Genomic DNA, 12,989 nt, shown 5'->3' with positions numbered 1-12,989 from the left:
TTTTCGGTTAAACCTATTTTGTAAGCATTCAGCACTCAGCACTCAGCACTCAGCACTCAGCACTCAGCACTCAGCAGTCAGTCTTTGGGTGATAGCTGTTCGCGTAGCGTGGCCAAAGGCCAAGCGTGCGCGTAGCGCATAAGCTGATAGCTGATAGCTGATAGCTATTAGCTGATCGCTGATCGCTGATAGCTGATCGCTGATCGCTTAAACATTTCCCCTAAAAATTAGGTGCCTTTTAGAGGCAGATTAATGATTATGCCACCCATGACTTCGCCCATCTCAAAGACTTTGTCAGGATAGCGCTCTTTGTGTACAGGATGGGTGTTGTGGCAAGTGATACAGGCTTCAGCTACAGCTTTATCAGGGTAGACGGCAGAATAATAGGTTGTACCAGCAATTTCTTGATAGTCTTTGTAAGGCTCACCGGTTTCAACCACTTCTGCCATCGCTTTCTTTTCAAATTCAGATTTTGGCGCTTGGTTATCGTTGATGTTCCAAGGGGAAATTAAGCCATAGGTAAACTCTCCGTCATCAGCAGCAATCTCTGCTCCTAGACGGAACATCTGAGCTGGTAGCGGAATACCACCAGTTTGTTGCCAACCTTCAGTGGCTTCAGCATCAACTACTCCCTTTGGCTTGTCTTTGCCTTCTAATTTCTTCAAGCGGTTAATGACGTGCTTGGTGTAAGCGGTGCGGTCTGCTAACAGCACGGTATGGATATAATCCACAACTAATTCTGGAGCAACACCTCCAGCTTGCTGACTGGAACCGTCGCCACAAGCGACAACAGTGACGCAAATCGCTAAACCTAAGGCAATTAATCCCACAGCTTTGGTTTTCATGCGATGTAGCAATGTCTTGATTGCCATGATTTCGTATCTCCTCTCGTTGTATTTAATTGGTATGACGTGGCTATGACGTAGCTATGACTAGGGCTAGGAATGATTAGCGTTAGCTAGTAGCGTTAATTAGTAGCTTTTACTACTAGTAGCGTTAATTAGTAGCGTTAATTAGTAGCTTTAGTTAGTAGCTTTAACTACTAGTAGCGTTAATTAGTAGCGTTAATTAGTAGCTTTTACTACTCTTCAGCCTGACTCGACCGTTTCTTCTCAAATGCACGAACTAGATCAAAGGTTTCTAGCTTCAGGGTAGGAGGTTGAGAAAAGTTTTCCTCCACTAGCTCATCGTCGAAGATGCTGTTATAGCTATACTCGACGCTGTGACAGTTCATACAAACTTCCTTAACCATGCGATCGCGTGGTTTAAGAGTAAACGTATTGTTGTGATTAACGACAATTGTGTTTTCTGTATTTTCCAGCTGCTGACGAGGTAGATGACAGGTAGCACAGGTCACCGATTCACCATTGGGTCTGGGTAAGGTGCCTTGGTCAGCAAATAGTTGGGCATGCTTTGAGTTTTGATAGTTGAGGGAGTGGCTGTCATTATGACAGGTCAAGCAGGAATCTACAGAGGCTTGCCAGGTATCTACAGAATGGACATTGTGACAGCTGTTGCAGTTCATTTGCTTGTCCATCGCTGACTCTTTCATCGGCAAATGAGCCATTGCTGGTGTCAAGGGAGATAGTCCTTCTGAGATCCGAATGCCATGCTTACCATACAGAAACGTTTCAACCGCTACCTCATGGCAACTTTGACAACTTTCCTGGGTTGGTTTAACCACTAATTCTTTAGTGTCAGAGTCTTGGTGACAGCTAGAGCAGTTAACGTCTGCTAAGGCATGAGCACTGCCTTGCCACAACTGATTAATCTCAACTAATTCCGCTTGGGAAAGCGATGCAGCGGCGTCTTTGGGCACACCCCCATTGGCTACATCAATAACGTTGTTTGCGTTACCTCGGATAGCGCTGACCAATACCAACCCAATTAGGACGAGTACAATGGCAATCAGTTTTTTCATGACTCGCTCCCCAGGAATTCTTCACCTAAATCGGGAGTAGGCGCTTCTTCTAATTCCCCAGTAACTGTCCGCTCCAACAGTACAGGTTCTGGCAACATCGGCAACTGATCGATATTCTGACGCAGGAATCCTGTAGAGATGGAGCGGTGGTCGTGGAAGTTATGACAGCCTGCGGTCCAGCAACCATCCCGAGTAAATCCTGTATGACTGGCTAAGTCACCGGTGATGATGCCTTCATGGCAAGCCATACATAGGTCTGGCTTGAGGTGAACTCCTCGCCCAAACATATGGACGTGTTCGTTATGACAAGCAGTACAGGTCAGTACATCTATCTTGGTTAAGAGTTCAGCCCAACGGGGGTCACGGAACTTTTTAGCTCCGTGAGCATCTGCTGCCATTTCGGCTTCGTGGCAGCGCATACAGGTTTCGTTGGTGACCGGTTTAAACCCCTCATGACAGGAGTTACAGGACACCTCAAACAAAACATGCCCCTCCGAGGTAGTGCCAGGAAGGAACACACTGCGATGATCTAACGCGAAGGCAGCGGTTAACCACGTTAGTAGGATCACCATCACACCGATGATGACTACCTTGGATTGGAGAATAGTGGGCTTAAAAAACTTACCCAGATTGCTTGCCATTTATTTTTAACTATTTACAACCCCATGGCTTACAAGAGCATGGCCAGGATCAGGGTAACAATTGCACCAGCTCCAAACACTCCACCGAATAATGGCCAGTTAATGTTGGTTTCCGGCACCTCATACTGTTGGGGGCTGGCTGTTGTCGCCTCTGGTTTTGGGGAATCTAACTCCACCTCTTCAGAGGAATAATCCGCACCATCCAACATGATGGTGGTAATCGCTCCGTAGGCATCTACCCAGGCTTGCTTGACCTCTGGTGTCCAATCCGCACCCAAGTATTGCTCAAAGGTTTTTAGGAGGCTATTGCCCACTAATGGATAATGTTCTGGAAGCGCTCCATACTTAACATGTCTCGCTCCTAGTCCTTTGAGGGCTGCACCGAGGGTATCTGGTTTGCGTAGATTTTCTACTACCAGTACCAAGGAAGCCAGCAGTTTTTTCTGTTGCGCCACCATATCTGTGGTATCGAACAGAGGCTGGGCGGCTGGATAATCGGTGAATAGATTTTCGTAGAAGCTGGCTACAAATTCTGTAGCGCGAGGCTTAACCTGATCAAAGCTTTGTTCTAATAGTTCAACTTGTAAAGACATTGTTCTATATTACTCCGTGTGATTTACATGTTATTTACATGGGATTTAACTGTTAGTTTGGCACCCAGCACCCGATAATTACTTAAGCCCACTTCTGGGTTGGGGTTATTGAGGTTGAGAGCTTGACATCCGCTAAAGGTAGATGCCCAGTGGAGATAACCTCCCACCAGGCAGGATGTAAAGATGTCTAACTGTGTAAGGTTCCCACTGACTAACTGACTAAGTCGATGTGATTAGATCAATAGTCCATATCGATATCTAACGATAGGTTTCACAATTGGGAAACATCGTAGCTTTGGTTACAAATAATTTATAAAAATGAATAGTATGCATTAAACTATTGCATGTAATACATTTTCGATTTGATAATTAGGCTTTGGTTGGAGAACGCTTAAATTAGAGTCCGATATTCGGGTCGGAAAATCAGCTGTTCGTCGGATCAGTCTCCTCTGTGATCGAGATAGTAGTCAAATGCACTTAATTTGGTTGGTGCAGTTAATTTTTTATTGCCGTGAGGCAACGATTAAACAATGCTGAACATTTTAAAACAAGCCAGTCTTGCTGGACAGCAGGAAAATTTTTCATTACTAACTCACCATCTTCAGCAGTTGTCCTTAGGGAAAAATGGTCAGACACAGCAGCGGTTAAATGATGAAGAATTTAACCTAGCCTTGAGTCTGGGATTACAAGTGCTCAAGAGTGGGGATTTTCAAGAAAAATGGGATTTAGTAAAGGTGCTACCAAAACTGGGGAAAGCTGTTATTGCTCCTGTAATCAGCATCTTAGAAGATGAAGCACTAGATTTGGAAGTCCGTTGGTTTGCTGGTCGGATCTTAGGTCAGTTTGATGACCCGGCAGTGGTGATGGTGCTAGTCAAATTGCTGAAGGATGGTGAGGATGAAGAGTTAGCCTATATGGCTTCTGAAGCACTGGCAAACATTGGGACTTCAGCAGTGGCGGCTTTAAGCCGTTTTCCAGAATCCCCAGAGGCCAGATTATTGGCAGTGCAAGCCCTGGCTCATATTCATCGTCCGGAAGTTATTGAGCCATTGCTGAGTGTGGTTAATGACCCCAGCTGGGAAATACGGGCTACTGCTATTGAAACCCTCAGTAATTTTCGCTCACCTTCAATTACTCCAGTGCTCCTGAACGCCTTAAGCGATAACGTGGCAGCGGTGAGGAAAGAAGCGGTGATTGGTCTAGGGTTACTACGCACTCTGTTGCCAGATTTAGATCTAGTCAAGCGGATTAAACCATTGCTTTATGACCTGAATTTGGAGGTTTGCCACCAAGCTGCGATCGCACTCGGGCGTTTAGCTACCTTGGACGCCCATCAAGCGTTAGTTAAGGCACTCCAGTCACCACCTACACCAATCACTTTACAAATCGAGATTGTCCGTGCTTTCAGTTGGGAGTTTACTACCAATTCCCTACAACAGTTGCAAGCAGTGCTGAGGTCGGCACCTACACCAGTCTGTCGGGAAATCATTAGCGTCCTGGGGATGGTAGAGTCAGACTATTTGAAACCCAAAGCGGCTGAGATTTTGATCGACTTTTGTCAATCAGGGCAAGTGGCTACTGAAGATCAGCAAATCAAACAAACTCTAGCTATGTCCCTAGGACAATTAGCTCAATTTGAATCAATACCATTACTCAAAGACTTGGTCGCAGACTCAGATCACTCCGTGAGCTTGCATGCGATCGCAGCCCTCAAAAAATTCCCATTGTAAATTATCAGTAAATTCCAATTAGTCTAGGAGCGTCAAGCCTTCAGGGCTTACCGTTGCTAACGCTTGCATTTTTTTGTGCTATACTCTATACTTGTGGTTTAATTCAGAAGTGGGCTACCCCTTAACTCAAATCCCTAAGGCGGATTTTGATTGAGGAAAGCCGATCTGAGCCATCCATAGAGAAAACAGAAAAATCAATAAAAAGCAAAGATATTGCGGAGCAAGCGTGGTTTAGCAGCCAATTATGGGCGTTTGCTTCACGATTTTGCCACAAAAATTTGCTAGCATCAAGTACACTCGCGAACCCTAGGGGACGATTTGGCAGAAGGCCGTTGAGTAGTCCAGCCTCAATTGTTCCTAGACTTGCTCTGTGGATGGAGAAATACGAGTGAATATAAACGAAGATCCCGTATTCAAAGCACTTCTGAGTTCACTGAACACAAATCCAGGCTTTGACTTTACTAAGCACCAGATTCCAGCTCAAAAGTGTCTCAAACTTGAATCACTAGATACTAAGCAATCCTCTCTACAGCCGGAGCTGCTCTATGCTGCTCTAGAGGAACTCTCTACGGGTCTTGAGGAACTCAGCGAGAAGTATGAGGCTTTGCAAGCGGCTTACGCTGTGTTACAAGCACAGCAAAAACACTACCATAATTTGTTTGAATTGGCTCCTGAGGGTTACCTGGTAACCAATGCTCAAGGAATTATCCAAGAAGCAAACTATGCAGCGGCTAGTCTACTCAACGTACAGCAGTATTATCTGGTCGGTAAACCGCTGATGAGCTTTATCAGTGAAGCTGAGTCTAATCGCTTCGAGCACCAACTCCACGAGCTCCAGGAATTGCAACAGCTCAAGGACTGGCAAGTGGTGTTGTGTCCACTGCATTGTAAACCTGTAGCGGTTGATATGTCAGTATCTGTCTGTTGTGACCCTCAAGGCAATGTTGTTAGTATCCACTGGCTGATACTCCATGTCACTGGGTTCTAGAACTGCTAAAAAAACTTGAAGTCAAAGACATCAGGGCTCTACAATGCAGTTTGATCATTACCGTTTCTCTGGAATTGAGCAAACCCCTGACTAAGATCATCAATTAACTACCACAGATGGCTGATTCTAGCTATTCCGATCTTTTTCGATAATCAATTAACGTCTCTCAGCCTCTATTCACCGATTAGTGTGGCGGGAATCGGGAATCGGGAATCGGGAATCGGGAATCGGGAATCGGGAATCGGGAATCGGGAATCGGGAATCGGGAATCGGTAAAAAATACTGTTTACCTGATAGGTATGAAAAATGCTGTAACTATCAGACCACAATTTGTTGTATACCGACAAATTCTGTTTCAAAGGTTAACTTTTCATCTTCTAGCAGCATTTCAATTACTTCTCGCAAATTTTCCTTTAATTCGTCTAAGGTTTCTCCCTGAGAATGTGCGCCTTTAAATCCTGGAATATAACCAACGTAGAGATTGGTATCCAAATCTCGCTCAACAATTGCAGTAAATGTTTTCATGAAATTATATTTTTTAATTTAATAAGATGTTAACAGTTAGATTTTGATTAAGAGGATATCTAAAAAGTTTTTTGATATTGAATTTTGCCCCCCTAGCCCCCCAATTCTGGGGGGAACAAGAATCATTTTGCTGGTAAAAGTCCCCCGCCCCCCTAGCCCCCCAATTCTGGGGGGAACAAGAATCAATTTGCTGGTAAAAGTCCCCCGCCCCCCTAACCCCCCAATTCTGGGGGGAATTAGCGGATGCTTCGCTTTTTTACAGATGGGGATTTAAGGGGCTTGGATGTAGCAAATGAGACTTCTCAGACAACTTCTAAGCTAATATTGGAATATTGGCTCCCTCAGAGATGGCGCTTTCCATGTCGTCGAGGGTAGCTGGTTCTTTACCTGGTCGATGCAGGATCCCTGACAAGGTTTCCACTGGAACATTGAGAGGAAATATTTTCACTTGACCGTCTTCGTCAATAACGAACTCGACCTTACTACCGCTGACAAGGTTAAGATGCTCCCGAATTTCTTCGGGGAGAGTGATTTGCCCGGTATCGGTGACTGTTGTGCTGAACATGGCTAGGATGCTTGTGATTAAGCTTTTAGTGATAGTTTAACAAACCAATAAACTATTTTCATAAGGCATCTAAGTCCATTATCCTATATTTTATAGGCGTTGCTGAATTAAGGAATGAATGCGCGATCATCTAGTTTTATTAAAGCCCCCTAAATCCCCCAATTCTGGGGGACTTTGAGAGTTTTCCCCCCCAGAATTGGGGGGCTAGGGGGGCGAAACCATACTGAGAATCAGCAACGCAAAAAAAACGATAGATAAAACGATAAATATGGCATTGATAAATATCAAAATGGTTTGACCAGAAAGGGAGATTTTTTGATAGCATTTATTGCAGCAGTGGAAAGCTGATCAATTCCTAGAGATTCTATGTTTTTGGATAGCTCTAATCAAGAATTACCCATACCAACATCGTTGTCATAGCTCCTTAGCGCCAGTCACCGATTAGAACAAAGGGTGCCCAGTAATTGGGATGACTGAATGGATCATTTTTTAACAGAGTTAACTGAGCACGGCGCAGGGCTTCAGCTTTGGTAAGGTTCCGTTGAGTGAATTCTTGGTAAAACTGAACCATAAGCTCAGCAGTGGATTCGTCGTTAACAGCCACCAGAGTGCCCAGGATACTGCTTACTTTAGATCTTAGGGCTAATCCCGCTAATCCAAAAGGTGTTTGATTATTCCCTACAGCACCTCCACAACTACTGAGCACGAGTAATTCAATCGGGTCGAATTTTTCCTGTTCTCTTGAACCCAGTAACTCCTCAAAGTCCTTGGCTGTAATTTTTTTGTCCCAAGCCAATATAAATGTATCTTCTGAAGAAAACTGTCCATGGGTTCCCAAGTGAACTATAGGGAAGTAAGAGGAGTTAAGTTCCTTTTCCAGGGCTTTACCAGTGAAGTCCTGATTAAGTAGGACTGAACTTGGTATGATTGAGCTAATTTGTTCTAGCTCCACCTCAACAAAGGGTAATGGTGGATAGCCTTGGCGGGATTCAGAAAGTCCAGCAATCAAAGCTTTTAAAGGTCTTTGTTTCTGGGGCTGAGGCTCTAGTATCTGTAAAGCAGGGGTGACAGCAATGGCATATTTTTCTACTAAATACTGCTCACCATCGTAGAGAACTGCCATGGAAATATTTCTTAGCCCAATATTTGGCACAAATACGAGAGTCTTGATGCTGCTTTTAGCTAATTCAGTTTCTGCTGGTTTAATAAGCCATTTGTAAACTTGATTTCGATAAGATCTCAGACGTCGCCATGGACTCAATAATAGTCGTTGCATATTCTTAAGCGTTTCCTCAACTTCTTCTGCAGATAAAGGTGTTGAGTAGCGGTGCAATGGTTGACCGGGCAAGTGAAGAATTACTTCTAACCGGTCGTCCAAAATAATAGGATAGATTACTGCTGCTTGGGAATCAATCTGATCAATTTGGATTAGATTAGGATTCAAGGGAACTATCTCACGGAAGTTATTGATTTGAGTCAAATGGAGAGATTCAATAACCTGACGAACTTTTATCAGAGTTTGCTGGTTAGAGCCAGTTTCTTCAGAATCTAAAAGTGACCCAATAAACTCCTGATAAACACTCTCTACAATTTCTCCAAAATAAACCCGTATAGCTGGATTTATCCTAGTTAAATCACTACCTACTAATTGGATAGTATCAAAAGCTTTGGCGTAAGCAGACGATGCTCCTTGAGTATCTCCTTGAGCTGCGAGTAAACGAGCTTGGGTATTTAAAGATTGGGCAAGAAGAGCTGAGTGTTCTAGAGAGTTTATCTTATCTGAATTTGCTAATAGTTTCAAACTTTCTGAAACTGCCTTCTTGGCCTGATCAAACTCCTCAAGTTGCTGATAAGCAATGGAAATATTGCTCAGCAGCATGGCTTGTTTGAGTTCATAATCTTGAATCTGAAAGGACAGAGCGGCTTGTTCCCAGGCTCTTTCTGCCTTAGAGCGCTTATTGGCTTTGTAAAGTTCTCCACCTAGTTCAGATAGCTGCGAGACATATTTAACTTCTTCCTTTGCCTGGTCACGTTCTATTTTGGCAGAATCAACCTGGCGATTCGCTTCTAGCACTCGAATTGCTGCTATTTTTACAGAAATCCCAGCTCCCAATAACGCTAAAATTAAGACACCCAACCCGAAAAGCATCTGTCGTTTTGCTTTCCGATTCGCCTCAGTTAGTACCAGATTTATCTTCTGGGCAGCTTCCCTATCTTTCCTCTCTCTCTCTAATTCCGCATCTCGTTCTTTTTGAGCGATTTGCTCCTCTATCTGCTTTTTCTCACTTGCTGCCAGAAACTGTTGATCCTGATAACTTAAATTCTTACCCTTTGCCCAAGCTTGAGCATTCTTTAGAGTTTGACCGCGCAACAATAGTGACTGATCCTGACAATCCGACGCCACCCAAGCCCTAAAGGCTTCCGAATAGGGACGTAACTGGGCTAATTCTTGGTTAATCCAGTGCTGATTAAAGACTTCACGGTAGATGAAGTTATAGACTTTAAGCACTGGAGAGGTTCCAAGTCTGTGCTTCACAACCAACCCAGATAACTGTAACTTCCCCTCTTCAAAACTGTTATTAGCAACAATTTCCCCCTGCTGCCACACCTGCTGATACAATTCCAACAAATAGGCAGCCCGTTGCTCATTACAAAGAATGCGATCGCGTATGGTCTTCAAGTGCTCTGGTTCATCGGTAGCTTCCCAGTTCTCTATAAAATGCGATCGCACTAATTTCTCAATCCATACCTTCTCCCTCTCCCCCCTTGTTAAGGACTTCTCAATCGATTCCTTCTCCTTCTCCCCCCTTGTTAAGGGGGGTTGGGGGGGATCCAAACTTGTCAAGGGCTTCTCAATCCATGCTTTCTCCTTCTCCCCCCTTGTTAAGGGGGGTTGGGGGGGATCCAAACTTGTCAAGGACTTCTCAATCCATGCTTTCTCCTTCTCCCCCCTTGTTAAGGGGGGTTGGGGGGGATCCAAACTTGTCAAGGGCTTCTCAATCCACTCCTTCTCCATCTCCCCCCTTGTCAAGGGGGGTTGGGGGGGATCCAAACTTGTCAAGGGGGGTTGGGGGGGATCGAAACTTGTTAAGGGGGGTTGGGGGGGATCCCAACACCCAGAACTCACCACCAACTGACAAAGCTTTTGAGTAAGAAACGGTTGTCCTCCTGTCCACTTGACTATCTCCTCGATCACAGCCTGGGGATTACTGACGTTTCCCTCCAATCCCTTGACTAACGGCTCAACTTCATGGAGTTGAAAGCCATGTAACTCAACAGCTCGGCCAATATTAAACGGGGTGCGGTCTTTATCTGCAATTAAATCCCCTGGTGTCGCCACCCCCAACAGCACAAAACTGATCCGATTATAGGCAGAATTTTCTGCCCGTTTGTTATAACAGGCTCGAATTAGGGCAAAGAAATCATCTTTAAACGCTAGTTGCAGAACGCTATCAATTTCATCAATAAAAATAACAATCCTTTCCGCAATTTGGATCAGTAATACCTCTTCGATAAACTCCCGAAAAAGCTGTACTGGGGGAATATCTTTGTGCTCATTGAGCCAGCTGCGAAATGATAATTTCTCTTGTAGACCGAATCGGTTAATCAGGGTTTTGGTTAAGCCGCCATACCATTTCTCTGGGGTAACCTGTTGGGTTCCTAATTCCGTAATATCAATTGATGCACAAGCCACTCCCTGGTTTTGCAGCCGTTTCATGGTTCGCACTCTCAGGGAAGACTTCCCCATTTGGCGGGAATTCAAGACATAGCAAAACTCTCCAGCCAGCAACTGCTGATAAAGTTCCCCATCAGCGGTACGCACCACATAAGTAGTAGCATCCGGTGGTAGGCATCCCCCAACCTGATAGGCTCCTGTACTCATAGCAGTTCTCCAAGGCGGTCTCTAAAATACAGTCGATATAAATTACAACTGAGCCTGACCTGATTGCCCTGCTTTTTGACTAGCCCCATGCTGTACAACTTATAGGCTGCGATCAAGTCCAGATGCACAGGAGCGTTAGCATCAATGACCTGTAACAGTGCTTTGGCCAAGTCTGGGTGTGGTTGCAGCATCCGCCACAGATGTCGCAGGTGGTTAGCGTAGATGCCAGCATCTGTAGGAGCGGCTTGCAACAGTTGCGCTAGGGAGTCATTACCGTTGATTTGGCAGTGAGATAAGGCTTGCTGTACTAGATCAGGATGACCTCCCACCATCTCCATCAGTTGCTCCACAAGGGATTCACTCCAATCCTGTCCATGTTGTCGGGCTAATTCCTGGACTTGTTGGGGGGTAAATTCTGGTAATTCAATGGGCACTCCCACATTAAACGGGGATTCATTAATATTGAGGGGAATATAAACGTCTGTGGAATGGACAACCACCAACCGCAACCGTTTCCAGACCTGTTCCACTTTCCCCCGTTCGTGCCACGCCCTCAGCAATCCCAAAAATTCTGAAGCCACCTCAGGGTAGGGAAAAACTCGGTCTACTTCATCCAGACATAAAACCACGGGAGCGCCAGCTTCAGGCAGAAGATAGTTCTCAAAGTATTCCGTACAATCCACCTTAGCGGTGGAAAAGTCTTCATCCCAATAGTCTCTTAACCGATTCGGTATCTTCAAGGTTTGGCCAACACTGATACAAAACCACTTGAACAATCGATCGACATCGGTCAAGTCATTGCTATGGGCTAAGTGGAAATTTACATACGCCTTTCGGTAGCCCTTCTCCGCAAACTGATCCAACATTCTCACCATGAGCAATGTCTTCCCCATCAGCCTCGGGGCTTTAATCCTGACCAACGCACCGGGACCTAAAAGGGCTTGATAACAAGACTGTTCAATGGGAGGACGTTGGACATAAATCAATGAAGAGTCTTCTTCAGGGCAGTGTGTGATCACTACCTCTGAGTTTACTGTCCCATGGGCTGACGTATCATTGCCAGTATTTTCGTCAAAGAATGCTATGGCGTTCCAGTCTTGCCCCAGTTTTTCACTAATTTCTTTGAAATTCAGGTTATCTACAGGTCTGCCATTGAGATAATTATTGACGGTTGATAGAGATATCAATAACTCGTCAGCTAGGTCTTTCTGGCGAGGGAAACCGTTGCGTTGAACGGCTAGTTTGACCTGGTCAATATACTCTGGGCGAACTCTCAGTGAGCGTGGCATGGTCTAGGTTAGATGAGCTACTCAAACTATAACGCTCTTGCCTAGGGACTTAGCCCAACTCAGGTACAACTCAGGCATAACTCACCTTTCATCCTACTGCAAATTCTGTCAACTTACGTGCGTTGGGGTCATGATAACCGATGACAATTTCTGACTTAGGTACTCCTAATTCTACGAGCTCATTGGCTACACCCACCTCAGTACCATCATGTTGAATCCAGATTTTTCCTCCTTTAATATCAATATGGATCAACGAACCACAAACTCGGCGGTCACCTTCCCAGCCAACTGTTACTAGTAAGTAATGATCATCGTTGTGGTCAAAAACTGTAAATTGTTCAATCTCACCATAGGAAGGTACAAACTGTTTATGTCGATCTAAAACCTGCTGAATCCATTCCCGATACTGGTTCAATCGTTCCACTGTACAACTACCTCCTCGTCTGGGTCAAAAACTAGTAATTTTACCTTGTATTCTTTTACGCTTAACTGTGCTAACTCTTCCAGAAAAAAGTTGCGATATACTTTACTCGGTACGGCTATAAAAAGTACTCTACCTGGCTCTTTTACCTTTAAAACAACGCGATAATTCAGAAATTGTCCAAGTGCCGTGTGAAATTCTGAGGTAGTAGAAGGTGCTAAAAAACTCTTGACCTCTACAGCAATTCGCATCTGATCTTTTTGAGCAGCAATTAAACGTTCTGCTCCTAAGTCTACCTCAAGACGACCAGATGATAGTTCTAGAATTAGAGGGTCATGAGTAATAGTCCAACCGTCCTTGTTGAGAGCTGTTTTGACTACTTCATGGTAAAAGTCCTTAGCGGCCATAAAAGTGCATGATTATAAGAGGTTAT

Annotated in this window: 13 protein-coding genes; 2 read left to right on the top strand and 11 right to left on the bottom strand. The window is 44.6% G+C overall.

Features of this window, described 5'->3' with window-relative positions; genetic code table 11:
• Nucleotides 1-227 precede the first annotated feature (227 nt).
• From F6K51_RS07340 to F6K51_RS07325, 4 genes are all read right to left on the bottom strand, one after another.
• Entirely contained in the window at nt 228-872 is a 645-nt protein-coding gene (locus F6K51_RS07340) for a DUF3365 domain-containing protein (RefSeq protein WP_293019234.1), read from the bottom strand.
• A 209-nt stretch (nt 873-1,081) separates the two neighbouring features.
• The gene (locus F6K51_RS07335; protein ID WP_075900243.1) at nt 1,082-1,921 is read right to left on the bottom strand and encodes a cytochrome c3 family protein; all 840 of its coding nucleotides are present in this window, start codon (nt 1,919-1,921) and stop codon (nt 1,082-1,084) included.
• Complete coding sequence (locus F6K51_RS07330) at nt 1,918-2,562, bottom strand: cytochrome c3 family protein (protein ID WP_293019230.1); 645 nt, start codon at nt 2,560-2,562, stop codon at nt 1,918-1,920. Before F6K51_RS07330 ends, F6K51_RS07335 begins: the two co-directional genes overlap by 4 nt.
• Before the next feature lie 29 nt (nt 2,563-2,591).
• Nucleotides 2,592-3,155: a globin family protein gene (locus F6K51_RS07325; RefSeq protein ID WP_075900247.1), complete on the bottom strand. Its 564-nt coding sequence runs from the start codon at nt 3,153-3,155 to the stop codon at nt 2,592-2,594.
• Between the two features lie 530 nt (nt 3,156-3,685).
• On the opposite strand from F6K51_RS07325, the gene F6K51_RS07320 reads away from it, so the two are divergent.
• Both F6K51_RS07320 and F6K51_RS07315 read left to right on the top strand, forming a co-directional pair.
• Entirely contained in the window at nt 3,686-4,885 is a 1,200-nt protein-coding gene (locus tag F6K51_RS07320) for a HEAT repeat domain-containing protein (protein WP_293019228.1), read from the top strand.
• A gap of 388 nt (nt 4,886-5,273) precedes the next feature.
• Nucleotides 5,274-5,873: a PAS domain-containing protein gene (locus F6K51_RS07315; RefSeq protein ID WP_293019226.1), complete on the top strand. Its 600-nt coding sequence runs from the start codon at nt 5,274-5,276 to the stop codon at nt 5,871-5,873.
• 173 nt (nt 5,874-6,046) lie between these two features.
• Here the strand turns inward: F6K51_RS07315 and F6K51_RS07310 are convergent, their stop codons facing one another.
• The 7 genes from F6K51_RS07310 to F6K51_RS07280 form a co-directional block, all read right to left on the bottom strand.
• Entirely contained in the window at nt 6,047-6,202 is a 156-nt protein-coding gene (locus F6K51_RS07310; protein WP_293019224.1) for a hypothetical protein, read from the bottom strand.
• Complete coding sequence (locus F6K51_RS07305) at nt 6,192-6,398, bottom strand: type II toxin-antitoxin system HicB family antitoxin (protein ID WP_293019222.1); 207 nt, start codon at nt 6,396-6,398, stop codon at nt 6,192-6,194. Before F6K51_RS07305 ends, F6K51_RS07310 begins: the two co-directional genes overlap by 11 nt.
• A gap of 313 nt (nt 6,399-6,711) precedes the next feature.
• Entirely contained in the window at nt 6,712-6,963 is a 252-nt protein-coding gene (locus F6K51_RS07300; protein WP_293019220.1) for an AbrB/MazE/SpoVT family DNA-binding domain-containing protein, read from the bottom strand.
• A gap of 424 nt (nt 6,964-7,387) precedes the next feature.
• Nucleotides 7,388-10,846 (bottom strand): CHAT domain-containing protein, encoded by a 3,459-nt coding sequence (locus F6K51_RS07295; RefSeq protein ID WP_293019219.1) that lies wholly within the window; start codon nt 10,844-10,846, stop codon nt 7,388-7,390.
• Nucleotides 10,843-12,135: an AAA-like domain-containing protein gene (locus F6K51_RS07290; protein ID WP_293019218.1), complete on the bottom strand. Its 1,293-nt coding sequence runs from the start codon at nt 12,133-12,135 to the stop codon at nt 10,843-10,845. Before F6K51_RS07290 ends, F6K51_RS07295 begins: the two co-directional genes overlap by 4 nt.
• Nucleotides 12,136-12,223: 88 nt before the next feature.
• Nucleotides 12,224-12,559: a XisI protein gene (locus F6K51_RS07285; RefSeq protein WP_293019216.1), complete on the bottom strand. Its 336-nt coding sequence runs from the start codon at nt 12,557-12,559 to the stop codon at nt 12,224-12,226.
• Nucleotides 12,547-12,963 carry an element excision factor XisH family protein gene (locus F6K51_RS07280; RefSeq protein WP_293019214.1) on the bottom strand — a complete coding sequence of 139 codons (417 nt, stop codon included), beginning with the start codon at nt 12,961-12,963 and terminating at the stop codon, nt 12,547-12,549. Before F6K51_RS07280 ends, F6K51_RS07285 begins: the two co-directional genes overlap by 13 nt.
• Nucleotides 12,964-12,989 lie beyond the last annotated feature (26 nt).

It is taken from the genome of Moorena sp. SIO3I8, assembly GCF_010692325.1.
GTDB lineage: Bacteria > Cyanobacteriota > Cyanobacteriia > Cyanobacteriales > Coleofasciculaceae > Moorena.
The sequence above is the reverse complement of the archived record's forward strand: the minus strand, read 5'-3'. Positions and strand labels throughout refer to the sequence as shown.